The sequence below is a fragment of the Sphingopyxis sp. 113P3 genome (genome assembly GCF_001278035.1).
GTDB lineage: Bacteria > Pseudomonadota > Alphaproteobacteria > Sphingomonadales > Sphingomonadaceae > Sphingopyxis.
Genome location: NZ_CP009452.1, coordinates 1,881,720 through 1,895,938, shown reverse-complemented (window position 1 = coordinate 1,895,938; position 14,219 = coordinate 1,881,720). Strand labels below are relative to the sequence as shown.

Genomic DNA, 14,219 nt, shown 5'->3' with positions numbered 1-14,219 from the left:
CGCTATAGGCGATAGCGCGCGGTCGCGGAAGAGCGCGCCGTCTCTTCCATACGCGCGTTGATCGCAGCGCGGGCCGCTTCAGCAAGCGCCTTGCGGTCCGCCTCGACTTCATCAGGCAGCGGATCGAGGTAGTGGATGGTGAGCGAAATCGGGCGTTTGCGCGCGAGGAGCCGCTTGAAATTGTCGAGCCCGGATTCGGGATCGAGCCACGCAATTTCGGGGGCTTCTTCGCCATAATCGAGGAATACCGGCTGGACCTGGAGCCGCGGGGGCGTCGGAATGACCGCCTGAAGGAGCGAGGCGCGAAAGGGCAGAAGTCCGTCACCGGGCCCAGTCGTTCCCTCGGGAAACAAGGTCACGGGGCGGCCGCGCGCGAGCGCGCTGCGAAGCTCGCTTGTCTGATTGTGGATTTCGCGTTTGGCCTCGCGCTGGACGTAGATGGTGTGATTCTGGTCGGCGAGCCAGCCGACAAGCGGGGTTGTTTCGACCTCGGCCTTCGAGACGAAGGCCGAGCGCGCTGCGCCGCCGAGCGCGAGAATATCAAGCCAGCTCACATGGTTGGAGACGAACAATACGTCGCGCCTCAGCCGCGTCCCTCTCGTTCGGATGCGAAGCCCTGCAATCCAGCCGGCAGCGTTGAGGAAGGCCATCACCATCGGCGAGGGTCTGCCGACGGCGCGGTAGCAAAGATGCGGGACGATGAGGAAGATGAGCGCCAGCACCATCAAGGTGAGGCGCAGCACCAGGCGCCAGGTGATCGGAGCGCGATCAGTCGCGCTTGCGATCGAGGGAGACACCATAAAGTTCCATGCGGTGGTCAACGAGGCGGAAACCCAGCCTTTCGGCGATCACCTTCTGCAGAGCTTCGAGTTCCGGATCGACGAACTCGATCACTTTTCCCGTCTCGACGTCGATCAGATGATCGTGATGCGCCTCGGGCGCCGCCTCGTAACGCGAGCGGCCATCGCCGAAATCATGACGGTCGAGTATGCCCGCCTCTTCGAACAGGCGAACGGTGCGATAGACGGTGGCGATCGAAATGCCGCTGTCGATCTTGGACGCGCGTTCATAGAGCGTCTCGACGTCGGGATGATCCTCCGAATCCGAAATGACGCGCGCGATGATCCGGCGCTGCTCGGTGATGCGCAGGCCCTTTTCGTGGCACAGCGCTTCAAGATCGATGGTACCGGACATGCGGGCCTTTCCTGCAAGACGCAGTCGTCTTTCTTCCTTCACCCATTGTATAGGGTGGTGCCGGGAATAGAACAAGGGCGGCCCCCTGCGGCGCCGCCCCGTTCGTTCCCCCGCAAGAGGGTTATGGGCGAAGGCTTTAAGCCTTTCGGCGCTTGCGCCCGCCACCCCGCCCCTTGGTACCAAGACCGATTTCCTTCGCGAGCGCCCGGCGCTTGGCGGCGTAGTTCGGGGCGACCATCGGGTAATCGGCGGGGAGGCCCCATTTCGCGCGATAATCCTCCGGGGTCATCTCATAATGCGTCATCAAATGGCGACGCAGCATCTTCAGCTTCTTGCCGTCCTCGAGGCACACGATGTAGTCGGGCTTCACCGACGCGCGAATGGAAACCGCGGGAACCGGCTTTTCCTCGGGCGCAGCTTCACTGCCCAATCCCGACAGCGCGGCGTGTACATTATTGATCAGCATCGCAAGATCAGAGATCGCAACACTATTGTTGCTGACATGCGCAGCGACGATATCGGCCGTAAGGGTGACGAGCATTTCACTGGTATCGGCTTGTTCCGACATGGGGGCAGTTCCTATCTATTCATCCCAGAAGAATGGACGGCGAATAGGTCGAGTTTTCTTCGTCCACAGCTATTTATGCCATTTTGGCGACAATTTAGCAATCTAAGATAATTCGGTTACGAAGGAATTTATCGACGCCGCATGGTAATCGCGTCGCGAACGACCCCGTCACCGCCGCGATAGTAAGCCGTGCGGCGCCCGCATTCGGTAAATCCTGCTTCCCGGTACAAGTGAACCGCTGAATTGTCGGCGCGCATTTCAAGAAAATATTCCTCCGCGCCTTCCCCTGCCGCCCATGCCTGCCAGTCCTCGATCAGCCGCCGCCCGATCCCGCGACCGCGCCACAGCGGATTGACGGCAAGGAGAAGCAACTCGCTTTCAGGGCCAGCGACGCGCGCGGCCGAAAAGCCGCAGGGCTGCTCGTCCTCGCGCGCGAGGCAAATGCGCGCCGAGGGCAGCGCGAAGAGGGTGAGTAGCTGCGCGGCGCTCCATGCCTCGCCATAGGCTGGGTCAAAGGCGGCCTCCATGACCTCCATCAGCGCGCCGACATCGCCGACGCGCGCGGTAGCGAGGACGATCGCGCCGCTCATTGCGCTGCCATCGGCTTCGCGTCGGGCGCGCGGCCGTAGATCGGGCTCGGGTCGGCAAAGAGCGCGACACGCGGGAGCAGAGCAAAGGCTCGCGCGTCGGGGAGCGCGGGCACCGCGCGGCCATGTCCGCGGCGCGCAATAAAGGCCTCGGCGCGGTTGCCGACAACGAGGGCGTGCGGGAGCGCGACCGCCTCATCGGGGAGAAGCGAGCGCACCTCGGCGGCGGGCTCGAGGTCAGCCGCGAACGGCTGGACGAACCATTGCCCGTGCCCCCCTTCCATCACGACAAGGCCGCCATCGGCCTCGGCGAGCTCCTTAGCTGCAACTGCCGCAACAAGCGCAAGGCTCGAAAAACCCTCGACGGGCACGCCCCATCCGAGCGCGAGCGCCCGCGCGGCAGCAACGCCGATCCGAACGCCCGCGAAGCTGCCGGGGCCGCAGCCGACGGCGATCGCCGCAGCGCGTCCGCCGTCGTTCAGTTCGGCTATCAGCGGCACCAGCCGCTCCGCGTGCCCGCGCCCTATCAGTTCGTGCCGGAAATCGAGGAGCGTCGCATCATCGAACAGCGCAGCCGAACAGGCCTCGCTCGCCGTGTCGATGACCAGTCGCAGCACCCCCCGCGCCTCCCGCCGATCAGGCGATGCGGTTGAAGCGGGGGAAATCGGGCCGCGGGCTGCGCTCGAAGATTGTCGCAGGGTCGCCATATCCGAGCGTCGAGATGAAATTGCTCTTCACATTGGGCTCGTCCGCAAAAAAGGCTGCGTCGACCGCGGCATTGTCGAAGCCCGACATCGGCCCCGTATCGAGACCCAGCGCGCGCGCGGCGAGGATGAAATAAGCGCCCTGCAGGCTCGAGTTGCGAAGGGCGGTCGTCTCGGCATGCTGCGCATTGCCCGCAAACCAGCTTCGCGCGTCGGTATGCGGAAAGAGTTCGGGCAGAAGCTCGTAGAATTCCGTATCCATCGCGATGATGGCGGTAACCGGCGCCTTCAGGATTTTCTCGCCGTTCGAGGGCAACGCCAGCGCGGCGAGCTTTGCCTTCGCCTCGTCAGACACGCACCACACGATCCTCGCCGGCAGGCTGTTGGCGCTCGTCGGGCCATATTTCATGAGATCCCAGATCGCGCGGAGCTGCTCATCCGAAACGGGCCGGTCGATGTAGCCGTTATAGGTGCGCGCGGTACGAAACAGCTGGTCGAGGGCGCTATCGGCAAGCGGCTCGCTCATGGGCTTTCTCCTGTCGGGATGGGATCAGACGGCGTGGACGGCCGTCACTTCGGGAACATAATGTTTGAGCAGGGACTCAATGCCGTTCTTCAGCGTCGCCGTCGACGAGGGGCAGCCCGCACAGGCCCCTTGCATCTTGAGGTAAACATTGCCCTTGTCGAAACCGCGGTAGATGATGTCGCCGCCATCATTGGCGACCGCGGGACGGACACGCGTTTCAATGAGCTCCTTGATCTGCTCGATGATGTCGGCGTCGGCGGGATCGTCCGCGAAACCGCCCTCCTCTTCTGCCGCAACGCCGATCCCTGCGGCACTTGCAGGATGAAACAGCGGCATCCGCGCGAGAAAATGATCCATGATGATGCCAAGAACGTCGGGCTTCACATCAGCCCATTCGGCCCCCGGCGCAATCGTCACCGAAATGAAATCGCGGCCGAAGAAGACGCCGGTCACGTCACCGAGCGAAAAGAGCGCAGTCGCCAGCGGCGAGGCCTCGGCCTCTTCGGGCGTGGCAAAATCGCGGGTTCCCGCTTCCATCACCGCCTCGCCGGGCAGGAATTTGAGCGTCGCGGGATTGGGCGTCGATTCGGTTTCGATCAGCATGGGGTGCATGTGGGACGCAATCGCGCTTTGTGCAAGGTGACACACATGCGCTAGGGCTTGGCGATGCGCCGTTTCACCCATTTTGCCGCTCTCGACTGGTCGGGCGCGCGCGGCGAGCGCCAGCGCGGCATTGCGCTGGCCGTGGCAAGCGGCGCAGCCGCGCCCGCGCTTGTAAAGCCTGGACATGTCTGGTCGCGCGCCGAGATAGGGGATTGGCTTAAGGATGTCGCGGCGTCGGGCACCGACATGCTGATCGGCTTTGACTTTTCTGCGGCCTTCGCCTTTGCCGACCGCGCCGCCTATTTTCCCGAATGGCGCGAGAGTCCGGCGAACATTCGCGCGCTTTGGGCGCTCGTCGACCGGATCGCGGCGGACGATCCGCATTTTGAAGCCGCCGCCTTTCTGGCGCACCCTGAAGCCCAGCGTCATTTTCGCCATGGCGGGGGCGTCGTCGGGGATCTCTTCGGCCAAGGGGGCGGAAGGCTGCGCGTCGTCGAAAGGCATCAGCGCGCAACGAAGCAGGCGGCGAGCGTCAGCAATTTCAATCTCGTCGGTGCAGCGCAAGTCGGCAAGGCGAGCCTCTCGGGAATGCGCCTCCTCCACCGCCTCGGCGGCCGGATTCCGCTCTGGCCGCTCGACCCGGTTCCGGCGAGGGGCCCGGTCCTGGTCGAAATTTACACCAGTCTCGCAGCGCGTGCAGCCGGGCTTCCGCCGGGACGCAGCAAGATTCGCGAGGGCCAGGTGCTCGATAAAGCGCTCACCGCGATAGGATCGCCGCCTCTGGGTCTTTGCGGGCCAATCAGCGACCATGCAAGCGATGCGCTCCTCACCGCTGCCTGGCTTCGCACGATCGCCAGCGCCGAGGCGCCCTGGTCGCCCTCGCCCCTCACCGATGCACTCGCTGCAACGGAAGGCTGGACCTTCGGCATCATTTGAAGCAAAGGGCCATCGGAAGCCGGCTTAGCTCAGTTGGTAGAGCAACCGCCTTGTAAGCGGTAGGTCGTCAGTTCGAGTCTGACAGCCGGCACCACTGCATCCCGATTCGGGTCGCCGAAAAGACTCGCAAGCCCGTGGAAGAGCTGGCAAAATCGAGGGCGGATTACCCGATATCGTCTCTCAAAATGTCCGCATCGGAAGCTTAGAAAGACGCAGGCCTCAGCTGAATTGAGGGCCCACAGCGGTTGTTCCTGGGGCGCCGGGAGAACGACAGGAACTGGCTCGAAGCTGCAGTTTGGAACGCCCGAATACCCCGTCTATAAGTCGTCCTATCGCGCGATGGCGATAGGAATCAGTGTTCAGGAATTGAGGGGTGGGGCGCCAAGTGGCCGAGCCAAGCCGGTGGGCTGCTCCGGTCGGGTGCGACAACCTAAAAAATCATCTCGCGTAATAACCTAAATCTTGCACATCATAATAACCTAAAAATCGTCCCGAGGCATGGCCGAAAACTCACGCACGCTCCCGCTGCTGCCAGGGCGCGTGCCGTGCTCGCCCCGATGCCGCTTGAGCCGCCGGTCACAAGGGCGACACGGCCCTCGAGCTTCCATCCCGGCCCCCTCGCCTACCTTGTCCATAACTGCTCCTTTCGCCCCCAATATCCGGGGCACTGAGATTGTCGCGGGGCTCGCTTCGGCGAGCCAGCGAGATGCCCAGTGGACAGATCCGATGGCGGTACCCGATGCTCAATGGAGCGAACGCCAACGCCCGCACCGCGATGGCCGGCATCAGCAGTGGAGCAAATGAGCTGAGCCTCCGCGGCGACCCGGCCACCGGCGCATTTTCGGTGTTCTGTTTCAGAGATCGGCGACTTCTGGCCGTGGAGTCGGTCAATCGTCCCCAAGACCAGCGCGCTGCCCGCAAGCTGATTTTGACGCAAGGGCTCACGCCCGACCAGGCGCGCGACGAAGATGCGGATCTTCGTGCGATCACCGCCGTTAGGCAAGAATGTATCGGCGCTTGAGGCCAGGGCAGCGCAGGCCCGTTACACAGCCGCCAGGCGTTTTCAGCACCATGGCCTTCGCCCGCCTTCGTACCAGCGCGCGAGCCCTTCATCGACGAGGGTCTTTCCGACGCTTTTGCCGTCGACCAGCACGATGCGCAGCTTGCGGCCATAACGGTCCGTATCCCTGTCGATGGGTTGGAGCGTAATGGTCCCAGCCTCGAGAATTTCCCGCAGCCGCACCGTCGCCCTGTCTCCAAGTTCCCTTTCCGCCGGGCACCGATAATCGTGGGTCTCTGCCGTATCGATGTCCGCAATCCGGATCTTCACGCCCTCAAGCCAGATCGTGTCGCCATCGACGACGCAGTTGTAGCCCCCGCCCCTATGGCAGAAGGAAAAGCTTATGCGCTTCGAAGGCTCGCTCAGCCCGGACGTTTCAGCGGTTGCTGCGCCAACCAGCGACATCGACCCGCCTGCCACCTCTTCAATCCAGGTCGGCCGATAGCCTTTGGTGAACGCAAGGGTCGCGGCGAAGGCAAGCAGAAACAGAAGGAAGACGGGAAACGTCTGTCGGGACCGCCGCCGCCGCGGTGGTCGTCTCCACTGCTTTCGCTGCCGTCCGCGATACTTGCGCATGGTGCCTCCCCGAGGCTCGCACCATAGCTCGCGCCTGAGCGACTGTCACCGCCGGCGGCGCCAATCCATAGCAGTTCCAACCGCGAAGGAGACCGGACAAGAGATGGTCTCTCTGAGCGTCAGGTCACGCAATGGATCGCAAACGCCCAGAAAAGCGCCTTCTCCCGATATTCGCTCGCAAGGTCGGCGCTGCCTTGATGGCCGCTCTCCATATCGGTGAGGAGTAACGCGGGGTTGCCGCTCGTCGACTTGTGCCGCACCTCGGCCACGAACTTCGCCGGCTCCCAATAGGAAACGCGGTCATCCTTGAGCCCCGCGGTGCAAAGCAAGGGCGGATACGCGCTTGCCCTCACATTCTCATAGGGCGATATCGACGCGATATAGTCATAGGCCTCGGGATCGGCGAGCGGGTCGCCCCAGTCGGGACGGAAGAGCGGCACCAGCGGATGCGCAGCATCGCTCATCGTGTTGAGCATGTCGACGAAAGGCACTTTCGCGATCACCCCGGCCCAGAGATTCGGCGCGATGTTCATGCTCGCCCCGACCAGAAGGCCGCCTGCAGACAGACCATATGCCACAACTCGGCCCTTCGCCGTATAGCCCTCGCGGGCCAGATAATCGGCGCAGGCGATGAAGTCGGTGAAGCTGTTGCGTTTCGTGAACCGGCGCCCGCTCAGGAACCATTGCCGGCCCTTTTCGGAGCCGCCGCGCACGTGCGCGATCGCATAGCGCCAGCCGCGATCGACGAGAGTGAGCGCGGGGATCGAAAATTCGGGGTCGCTCGAAATACCATAGGCGCCATATCCATATTGGAGCAGCGGCGCCTTGCCGTCCTTGGGCGCCCCGCGCCGCGACAGCAGGGTAATGGGAACGAGCTCGCCATCGGGTGCGGGCGCAAACAGGCGCTCGACCTCATAATCGTCGGGGTCGAAATTGGTAACGGCCTGCTGCTGGACGATGCGCTGTCTGCCGTCCTTCAGATCGACCTTTATCCAGCGGCGAGGGGATTTGGGCGACTGGTGGACGATGAGCACATGCCGCGCCGAATAGGGCTGATCGGCCGGAACCTCGATCGCGTAGGCGGGATCGTCGAACGCGACGCGCTGCTCGGTCCCGTCGGGCCGCAGGATCGCAACGCTGTGCTGGCCATCGATGCGCTCGAGACGAACCAGCGCGGCGGCAAAAGGATGGACCGACAGGATTGGCGTCCCGGCGCGGTGTTCGACCAGCGTCTCCTTGACCGCAAAGTCTGTCGCATCGAGCCGGATGAGCTTTTTGTCGAACGCGCCGCCCGCATCGGTCACCGCGACGAGATCGCCGTTCCATTCGTCAATCTCGTAGAGCACGCCCGCCCGCCGCGGCCAGACGACCTGGGGCGGCTCGGTTTCTGCGCCAGCGCGGATCAGCCGCACCTCGGCGGTCTCGGGACCCGAGAGCGTGAGCGCGACGAAACCCCCCGCCGCGGTGCGCCGCACCCCCATGAAGATCGCAGGGTCCTTTTCCTCATAGACAAGCTGTGTCGTCTTGCCGTCGAGCGAGGTGCGATAGAGCCGCGTCGGCCGGTTGCGCGCGTCGCGCCAGATCCAGAAGAGCCATTGTGACGAGGGTGCGAAGACAAGCCCGCCATAGCCATAGGCATCTTTCTCGACGAGCGTTCGGATCGCACCGCTTTGATTGTCGCGAACGACGATGCGGTGGCGGTCGTTGCCGATGACGTCCTCGGCCCACACGAACCAGCGGTGGTCGGGGCTCGGCTGATGCCCGGTGCTGCGGAAATAAGGCTGCCCCTCGGCGCGGACCGCCTCGTCGACCAGCACTTCGGCCTCCCCGTCCGCTCGGCGCCGACGGTAGACGGCGTGATGTGCGCCGGCAGGAATTTCACTGGTATAGGCCCAGCCATCCTGCACGATTGCGGGCGCCGCCATTTCCCCCGCGGTCCGTGCGAGCATTGCCTCGAGCAGGGCCGCACGCTCGGCGGCGAGCGGCTCCAGGACCGCCTCGGCATAGGCGTTCTCGTCCTCCAGCATCGCGGCGACCCGTCCTGGCAGATTGGCGCGCGTCCGTTCGCCATTTTCGGGAATGAACTTCATCCAGCTGTAGACGTCATCGCGCGTGCGCCCCAGCTGCTCGATGATATCTGAAATGCGGGGCGATTGCGGCGGGGTGACCTTCGGCCAGGGCGCCTTGGCGGCGTGCGCCCATGCGCGCGGCCCGGCCCACAGCAGCGCCATCGCGGCGGCACCGCCCAGAAACCGCCGCCGAGCCTCATTCATCTGCCTCTCCATCGCCGAACCTCATTCGTCGGGACCATCATCCGCGCCCACAGCTTATGGAAGAAGCTTTGCCTTTCAGCGCCGATCAGGCCGCCCAGTCCATCGATCGGGCAAATCGCCATGGCCCGATGGACCAGATTCGCACTTTTGCTGGCCCGATAAAGAGAGAGAATGGCCCAACCATCGCCGACATGATCATTGAACCTGTTAGCGTGACAATTGGAACTTTCTACCAAAAGGGAGGCGAGAATGTCCTTTGCATCGGTAAAGCGCGTCGTAATTTGTGGCATTTCGTTGCTCGCGCTCGGGCAAACCCCGGCGGCATTTGCCCAGTCTGCATCGGCAACCACCGACGACAGCGACATCGTGGTGACCGCGACAAAGCGCCAGGAATCGGTGCGCGAGGTTGCGGGTTCGGTCGCCGCGGTCAGCGAGGCGACGCTGCAAAAGCTCAACGCACAAAGCCTGTCCGACTATATCACCCGCGTCCCCGGCGTCGTCTTCAACGACTATCAGCCCGGGGTCTCCGAGGTCGTGATCCGCGGCATCGCGTCGACCACCTATCATGAGGCCAATCAGGCGACGACGGGCTATTATCTCAACCAGATTCCGCTGATCGAACCAGGCTTCCCGCTCGTCATCCCCGATGTCGACAGCTTCGACGTCAGCCGCGTCGAGGTGCTCCGCGGTCCGCAGGGAACGCTCTTCGGCTCCTCGTCGCTGGGCGGCGCCGTCAACTATGTCGTGAACGAAGCCGACGCGAGCGGCTTCGACGCGGGTTTCGAGGGCAATCTGTCGTCGACCAAGCGTGCGGGCGAGGCAAATTATGCCGCCAAGGCGATGGTCAATGTCCCCATCGCGGCCGACAAGCTCGCGGTGCGCCTCGTCGCCTTGCAGCGCTTCGATGCGGGCTATCTCGACAACAGTCTGCTCGGCGAGAAGGGCAGCAATGACCTGCGCGTTCGCGGCCTGCGCGGATCGCTCGTCTTCACCCCGGCCGAGGGAACGACGATTTCGGCCCTCAGCATGTATCAGGAATATGATCTCGACGATCAGACCTACGTCCTCTTCGGCCCGCCCAAGACCTATGAGCGCGCGACCAACGTCGCCGAGTTCCAGGACACGAGCTTCATGCTGCACAGCCTGAAGCTCGAACAGGATCTGGGCTTTGCAACGCTGACGGCGATCGGCAGCTATACCGAGAAAAAAGCCGATCTTGCGTTCGACAATTCGATCTTCGGTGGCAATGATCCGCGCACCGGGACGCCCGAACTCGCGAGCAGCGACGGCAAGTCCAAAACCAACTATTACGAGCTCCGCCTCGCATCGCCCGATAGCGGCCGCTTTCGCTGGCTTGTCGGCGCCAACTACACACGCCTGCGCTCGGCGAACACCGATGGAACCTATATCGAGGGTATCGGGGATTATATCGACGCCAACCCCGCCATGTTCGGCGGCCAGTCGGGCGACACGCTCGCACCTGGCGATCTTGCAACGCGCACCGTCAGCAGCAACCGCGTCTCCGAAAAGGCGATCTTCGGCGAAGCCTCTTTCGACATTGTCGATAGGCTCACGCTGACTTTGGGCGGGCGCCTCTTCGAATATCGGTCGAGCCCGCGCCTTCAATATCTTCCCAATGCCAACCTCATCCCGCCGTTCGATTTCGCGCCCGGCACCAGCAAGGATTCAGACTTCATTCCGAAAATCTCGCTGACCTGGAAACCCACGGGCGATGCCATGGTCTATGCGCTCTATTCGGAAGGGTTCCGGATCGGCGGCATCAACGTCTATTCGGCAGCGGTACCCGGCCTGCCTCTGACCTTTGGAAGCGACACGACCAGGAATTACGAAATCGGCGCGCGCGTCGACCTGATCGGCCAGACCCTCAGCGTCGACGTCTCCGCCTTTCATATCGACTGGGGCAATATTCAGGCCCGCCTGTTCACCCCTGTCGACTTCAACGCCTATACGGTGAATGGCGGCGGCGCGGACGTCGATGGCGCCGAAATCAGCTTGACGCTGCGCCCCACGCGCCACCTCAGCCTCGCGTCGAATATCACTTACAACGACGCGCGTCTTTCATCGCTGCTGCCCGACAGCTTCGCGCCCGGCGGCGGCTATGCAAAGGGAACAAGGCTTCCCGGAGCGTCGGACTGGATCCTCTCCAATTCGCTCGATTTGAGCTTCCCGGATTCGCCGATGGCGCCGCGTTTCAACCTCTCGCACCGCTATATGTCGGCGGCGCCGGTGGCGTTCGGCGCGACGCTGGAAAAGGGCGACTATCACCTCATCGACCTCAACGCGTCGGTGACGGTCGCCGACGGGCTTGAACTCGGGCTCTTCGCCAAGAACCTGTTCAACCAATATGGCATCCTCAACGCGCCTTTCTCCTTCGCGGGGTCGGTCACGCGGCCACGCACGCTCGGCGCTTCGCTGCGCTTCAGTCTGAACTGAGGACGGGCGGCGTCGCTTCGAGGAGAAGCGGCGCCTCCTTATTCAAAAACCTTCGAGAAATGCCGCGACGTTATGGCCGAGATCGTCGACGGCGTAGCCGCCTTCCATGACGATGAGCGTCGGGACCGCGAGCGCTGCAATGTCGCTTGCGAGATCGCCATAGTCCTTGCGTTCCAGTGCGAAGCTCGAAATCGGATCGCTCTTGTGGGTATCCGCCCCGAACGAGACTATGAGCAGCCTCGCGCCCCAATCCGCAATCGCCCGCAGCGCCCGATCCAGCGCCGGGCGATACGCCGCGCCGTCGGTGCCGCGCGGCAGCGGCAGGTTGAGCGTCGCGCCCTCGCCCTCCCCCTCGCCGCGCTCGTCGGCATGACCCCAGTAAAAGGGATAATCGGTGCTGGGATCAGCGTGGATCGATGCGAAGAAGACATCCGCGTCGGCGTAGAATATATCCTGCGTGCCGTTGCCGTGATGATAGTCGATGTCGAGGATCGCAACCGGCCCGAGCCCGCGCGCCACCGCCGCGCGCGCCGCGATCGCGGCATTGTTGAGATAGCAGTAGCCGCCCATATAATCGCGCCCGGCATGGTGTCCTGGCGGGCGGCAGAGCGCGAAGCCATGCGCGTCGCCGCTTGTTGCCAGATGATCGAGCGCGGTCAACGCGCCCTGCGCCGACCAGTAGGCCGACAGCCAGGTTCCCTCGGCGATGGGCGTTCCTGCATCATAGCTGTACGCACCGAGATCAGCGTCGATGCGTCCAAAGGCGAGCGGTCGGCGGCGCACTACGGGAAAGGTATAGCCGATCGCATCGCCGCTCCGGCCTGCCGCGCTCCATTCGCGGTGCGCCCGCTCGAGAAAGCCAAGATAGGCAGCGTCATGGACCGCGAGCAACGGCGCCATCCCGAAGTCGCGCACCGTCTGCCAGTCGGGAAAGGCTGCAACGATCGCGCGCGGGCGCGCAACATTTTCGGCGAAAGGCACCCATTCCCCATTGTGGAGCTCGCGTAGCGGCGCGTGCGCGGTCTGACGGTCGTCGAAAAAGAGCTTCACGGCTTCGCTTGTTCCTCCATCCACGCCGCCAATATCCTGTCGGGATGCCCGGCGACAATCTCTGCAAAGTCCTCAGCGCTCTCGTCCTGTCCGAGCTTGAAGCTATGTTCGGCCGCAACAACATGCGCGCGAAAGGCGATAATCTCACCCAGCATCGCTTCATAGCGCGCGCCCAGGCGATCGGTCGACCAGCGATCGCCCTCCATCGCAGCCACCAGCCGCTCGATCGCCTCGCGCGTCTCCTCCTCGACAAATTCGACGTCGACGGTGAAACGCAGCACGGCATAATTCCATGTCGGCGCCCAGTCGGACCTGGACAGCAATTGGGGCGTCACATAGCCCTGCGGCCCGTTAAACAGGATGAGCCCCCGCGCGTCGGCGCGAAAATCGGCGACGAGCGGGTTGCGGCGGCCGCAATGGCCAAAGAGCGAAACGATCGCGCCGTTTGCGTCAGTCTCGGCGAGCAGCGGCAGCGGGCTTGAATGAAAGGCGCGCGAAACGACCCAGGCGAGCGGGTAGCCGGCAATCAACCGGGCCGCGTCGGCGGCGGCGCGCGGCTCAAAGGGCGTGGTCATGGCCGATAGTCCTCGCGATCCAGGCCGCCTGCTCGTCAAAGGCGCGCTCGGCGAGCGGCGCGATCGAGACGGCCTCGAGAAAGCTGTGCGTCGCGCCGCAATAGGTCACCGCTTCGACTGGCACGTGCGCCGCTGCGAGCGCCTTGGCAAAGGCGTGGTTGCAGTCGGCCAATATGTCGCATTCCGCTATCGCCAGAAACGCGGGCGGCAGGCCCGTCAAATCGGCGCGCATAGGCGCGACGAGCGGATCGGCGAGCTGGCCGGCTTCATCAACATAATCGGCCCAGAATGCGTCCATCTCATCCACTTCAAGCGAAAAGCCCTCGCCGCCAAAGCGCGCATAGCTCGGCAAAGCTTCGGGCGCGAAGGCACCATAGTTCAGCACCATCGCCTGGGGTAGTGGGCGTCCCCGCTGGCGTTGCAGAAGGCAAGTTGCGACCGAGAGGTTGGCTCCGGCTGAATCGCCCCCGATGAGGATGCGGCGTGCATCGAGGTTCAGCGCCGCCGCGTGCGCTCCGATCCAGTCGAGGGCGGCGGCGCATTCCTCGAGCGCGACCGGAAATTTATTCTCCGGCGCGAGGCTATAGTCGATCCCGATCACTGCGATCCCGGCGCGCGCGGCATATTCGCGCATCAGCCGGTCGTGCGTTTCGACGCTGAACAGCACCCAGCCGCCCCCGTGGATGTAGAGCATGACGGGCAGTGTGACATCGGGCACCGGCCGGTGGAGGCGCAAACGGACACCCCCCATGTCGAGATCGATGCTTTCGGCCATGACCGGGCCACCTTCGCTCCAGGGCTTGCGAACCTCTTCGGCGATCCGCCGCCTCGCCGCGATCCCGGCGGGCGCGCCCTGCCCAGCGTAGGCGGCGGCAATCGCATCGACAAAGCGGCGGATATCCGGATCGACCAAATCGTCCTGCATCGCATCGATGCCCTTGGGCATATGGGTCTCCTCTCCGATTCTGCTTTATTGGCATTGATAGCCTCTGCGGCCCCGTCCGTATCGCCCGTGCGGGCCAATCACTGTGCGGGAAAGGCCATCGGCTGCGTACCGGCTAGCCGCGAAGGCCTTTGGCCTGTAGGATGGGATCGGCTGACATTTGTGGGGAT

General features: G+C 63.7%; 16 protein-coding genes and 1 tRNA gene. 4 read left to right on the top strand and 13 right to left on the bottom strand.

Translation table 11 applies throughout. The features are described from left to right. Positions 1-2 precede the first annotated feature (2 nt). From LH20_RS09175 to LH20_RS09145, 7 genes are all read right to left on the bottom strand, one after another. Entirely contained in the window at positions 3-800 is a 798-nt protein-coding gene (locus LH20_RS09175) for a lysophospholipid acyltransferase family protein (protein WP_235527167.1), read from the bottom strand. Beyond that, positions 769-1,194 carry a Fur family transcriptional regulator gene (locus LH20_RS09170; protein ID WP_053553931.1) on the bottom strand — a complete coding sequence of 142 codons (426 nt, stop codon included), beginning with the start codon at positions 1,192-1,194 and terminating at the stop codon, positions 769-771. Before LH20_RS09170 ends, LH20_RS09175 begins: the two co-directional genes overlap by 32 nt. Before the next feature lie 136 nt (positions 1,195-1,330). Beyond that, complete coding sequence (locus LH20_RS09165; protein WP_053553930.1) at positions 1,331-1,762, bottom strand: MucR family transcriptional regulator; 432 nt, start codon at positions 1,760-1,762, stop codon at positions 1,331-1,333. 128 nt (positions 1,763-1,890) lie between these two features. After that, positions 1,891-2,352 (bottom strand): GNAT family N-acetyltransferase, encoded by a 462-nt coding sequence (locus LH20_RS09160; protein ID WP_053553929.1) that lies wholly within the window; start codon positions 2,350-2,352, stop codon positions 1,891-1,893. Continuing rightward, positions 2,349-2,966 carry a tRNA (adenosine(37)-N6)-threonylcarbamoyltransferase complex dimerization subunit type 1 TsaB gene (gene tsaB, locus LH20_RS09155; protein WP_053553928.1) on the bottom strand — a complete coding sequence of 206 codons (618 nt, stop codon included), beginning with the start codon at positions 2,964-2,966 and terminating at the stop codon, positions 2,349-2,351. Before tsaB ends, LH20_RS09160 begins: the two co-directional genes overlap by 4 nt. 19 nt (positions 2,967-2,985) lie before the next feature. Continuing rightward, complete coding sequence (locus LH20_RS09150; protein WP_053553927.1) at positions 2,986-3,579, bottom strand: malonic semialdehyde reductase; 594 nt, start codon at positions 3,577-3,579, stop codon at positions 2,986-2,988. A 24-nt stretch (positions 3,580-3,603) separates the two neighbouring features. After that, a complete protein-coding gene (locus LH20_RS09145) occupies positions 3,604-4,182 on the bottom strand; it encodes a NifU family protein (RefSeq protein WP_053553926.1) in 579 nt (192 codons plus the stop codon). 63 nt (positions 4,183-4,245) lie between these two features. On the opposite strand from LH20_RS09145, the gene LH20_RS09140 reads away from it, so the two are divergent. Both LH20_RS09140 and LH20_RS09135 read left to right on the top strand, forming a co-directional pair. Beyond that, the gene (locus LH20_RS09140; protein ID WP_200905457.1) at positions 4,246-5,118 is read left to right on the top strand and encodes a hypothetical protein; all 873 of its coding nucleotides are present in this window, start codon (positions 4,246-4,248) and stop codon (positions 5,116-5,118) included. 18 nt (positions 5,119-5,136) lie between these two features. Beyond that, positions 5,137-5,212, top strand: a tRNA-Thr gene (locus tag LH20_RS09135). 375 nt (positions 5,213-5,587) lie between these two features. Here the strand turns inward: LH20_RS09135 and LH20_RS24200 are convergent. Beyond that, on the bottom strand, positions 5,588-5,698 hold the full coding sequence (locus LH20_RS24200; protein ID WP_268796106.1) for a hypothetical protein: 111 nt from the start codon (positions 5,696-5,698) through the stop codon (positions 5,588-5,590). Between the two features lie 159 nt (positions 5,699-5,857). On the opposite strand from LH20_RS24200, the gene LH20_RS09130 reads away from it, so the two are divergent. Continuing rightward, positions 5,858-6,139 (top strand): oxidoreductase C-terminal domain-containing protein, encoded by a 282-nt coding sequence (locus LH20_RS09130; RefSeq protein ID WP_053553924.1) that lies wholly within the window; start codon positions 5,858-5,860, stop codon positions 6,137-6,139. A 42-nt stretch (positions 6,140-6,181) separates the two neighbouring features. Here the strand turns inward: LH20_RS09130 and LH20_RS09125 are convergent, their stop codons facing one another. After that, positions 6,182-6,754, bottom strand: coding sequence for a thermonuclease family protein (locus tag LH20_RS09125; RefSeq protein WP_083455364.1), 573 nt, complete (start codon positions 6,752-6,754; stop codon positions 6,182-6,184). A gap of 119 nt (positions 6,755-6,873) precedes the next feature. Further along, positions 6,874-9,027, bottom strand: coding sequence for a S9 family peptidase (locus LH20_RS09120; protein ID WP_200905456.1), 2,154 nt, complete (start codon positions 9,025-9,027; stop codon positions 6,874-6,876). A 249-nt stretch (positions 9,028-9,276) separates the two neighbouring features. Here LH20_RS09120 and LH20_RS09115 point away from each other — a divergent pair, with 249 nt between their 5' ends. Beyond that, positions 9,277-11,481 carry a TonB-dependent receptor gene (locus LH20_RS09115; protein WP_053553923.1) on the top strand — a complete coding sequence of 735 codons (2,205 nt, stop codon included), beginning with the start codon at positions 9,277-9,279 and terminating at the stop codon, positions 11,479-11,481. A 42-nt stretch (positions 11,482-11,523) separates the two neighbouring features. On the opposite strand, the gene LH20_RS09110 is transcribed toward LH20_RS09115, so the two are convergent. The 3 genes from LH20_RS09110 to LH20_RS09100 are packed head-to-tail and all read right to left on the bottom strand — an operon-like array spanning position 11,524 to position 14,052. Continuing rightward, positions 11,524-12,531 (bottom strand): histone deacetylase family protein, encoded by a 1,008-nt coding sequence (locus LH20_RS09110; protein ID WP_053553922.1) that lies wholly within the window; start codon positions 12,529-12,531, stop codon positions 11,524-11,526. Continuing rightward, on the bottom strand, positions 12,528-13,106 hold the full coding sequence (locus LH20_RS09105; RefSeq protein WP_053553921.1) for an FMN-binding negative transcriptional regulator: 579 nt from the start codon (positions 13,104-13,106) through the stop codon (positions 12,528-12,530). The genes LH20_RS09110 and LH20_RS09105 overlap by 4 nt, the downstream gene beginning before the upstream one ends. After that, positions 13,090-14,052: an alpha/beta hydrolase gene (locus LH20_RS09100; protein WP_083455363.1), complete on the bottom strand. Its 963-nt coding sequence runs from the start codon at positions 14,050-14,052 to the stop codon at positions 13,090-13,092. Before LH20_RS09100 ends, LH20_RS09105 begins: the two co-directional genes overlap by 17 nt. Positions 14,053-14,219: the final 167 nt, after the last annotated feature.

Bases quoted from the DNA above. Each gene is read 5' to 3' on its own strand.
- LH20_RS09175 (WP_235527167.1), bottom strand. From the start codon at position 800: ATGGTGTCTCCCTCGATCGCAAGCGCGACTGATCGCGCTCCGATCACC.
- LH20_RS09170 (WP_053553931.1), bottom strand. From the start codon at position 1,194: ATGTCCGGTACCATCGATCTTGAAGCGCTGTGCCACGAAAAGGGCCTG.
- LH20_RS09165 (WP_053553930.1), bottom strand. From the start codon at position 1,762: ATGTCGGAACAAGCCGATACCAGTGAAATGCTCGTCACCCTTACGGCC.
- LH20_RS09160 (WP_053553929.1), bottom strand. From the start codon at position 2,352: ATGAGCGGCGCGATCGTCCTCGCTACCGCGCGCGTCGGCGATGTCGGC.
- LH20_RS09150 (WP_053553927.1), bottom strand. From the start codon at position 3,579: ATGAGCGAGCCGCTTGCCGATAGCGCCCTCGACCAGCTGTTTCGTACC.
- LH20_RS09145 (WP_053553926.1), bottom strand. From the start codon at position 4,182: ATGCTGATCGAAACCGAATCGACGCCCAATCCCGCGACGCTCAAATTC.
- LH20_RS09140 (WP_200905457.1), top strand. From the start codon at position 4,246: ATGCGCCGTTTCACCCATTTTGCCGCTCTCGACTGGTCGGGCGCGCGC.
- LH20_RS09130 (WP_053553924.1), top strand. From the start codon at position 5,858: ATGCTCAATGGAGCGAACGCCAACGCCCGCACCGCGATGGCCGGCATC.
- LH20_RS09125 (WP_083455364.1), bottom strand. From the start codon at position 6,754: ATGCGCAAGTATCGCGGACGGCAGCGAAAGCAGTGGAGACGACCACCG.
- LH20_RS09120 (WP_200905456.1), bottom strand. From the start codon at position 9,027: ATGAATGAGGCTCGGCGGCGGTTTCTGGGCGGTGCCGCCGCGATGGCG.
- LH20_RS09115 (WP_053553923.1), top strand. From the start codon at position 9,277: ATGTCCTTTGCATCGGTAAAGCGCGTCGTAATTTGTGGCATTTCGTTG.
- LH20_RS09105 (WP_053553921.1), bottom strand. From the start codon at position 13,106: ATGACCACGCCCTTTGAGCCGCGCGCCGCCGCCGACGCGGCCCGGTTG.
- LH20_RS09100 (WP_083455363.1), bottom strand. From the start codon at position 14,052: ATGCCCAAGGGCATCGATGCGATGCAGGACGATTTGGTCGATCCGGAT.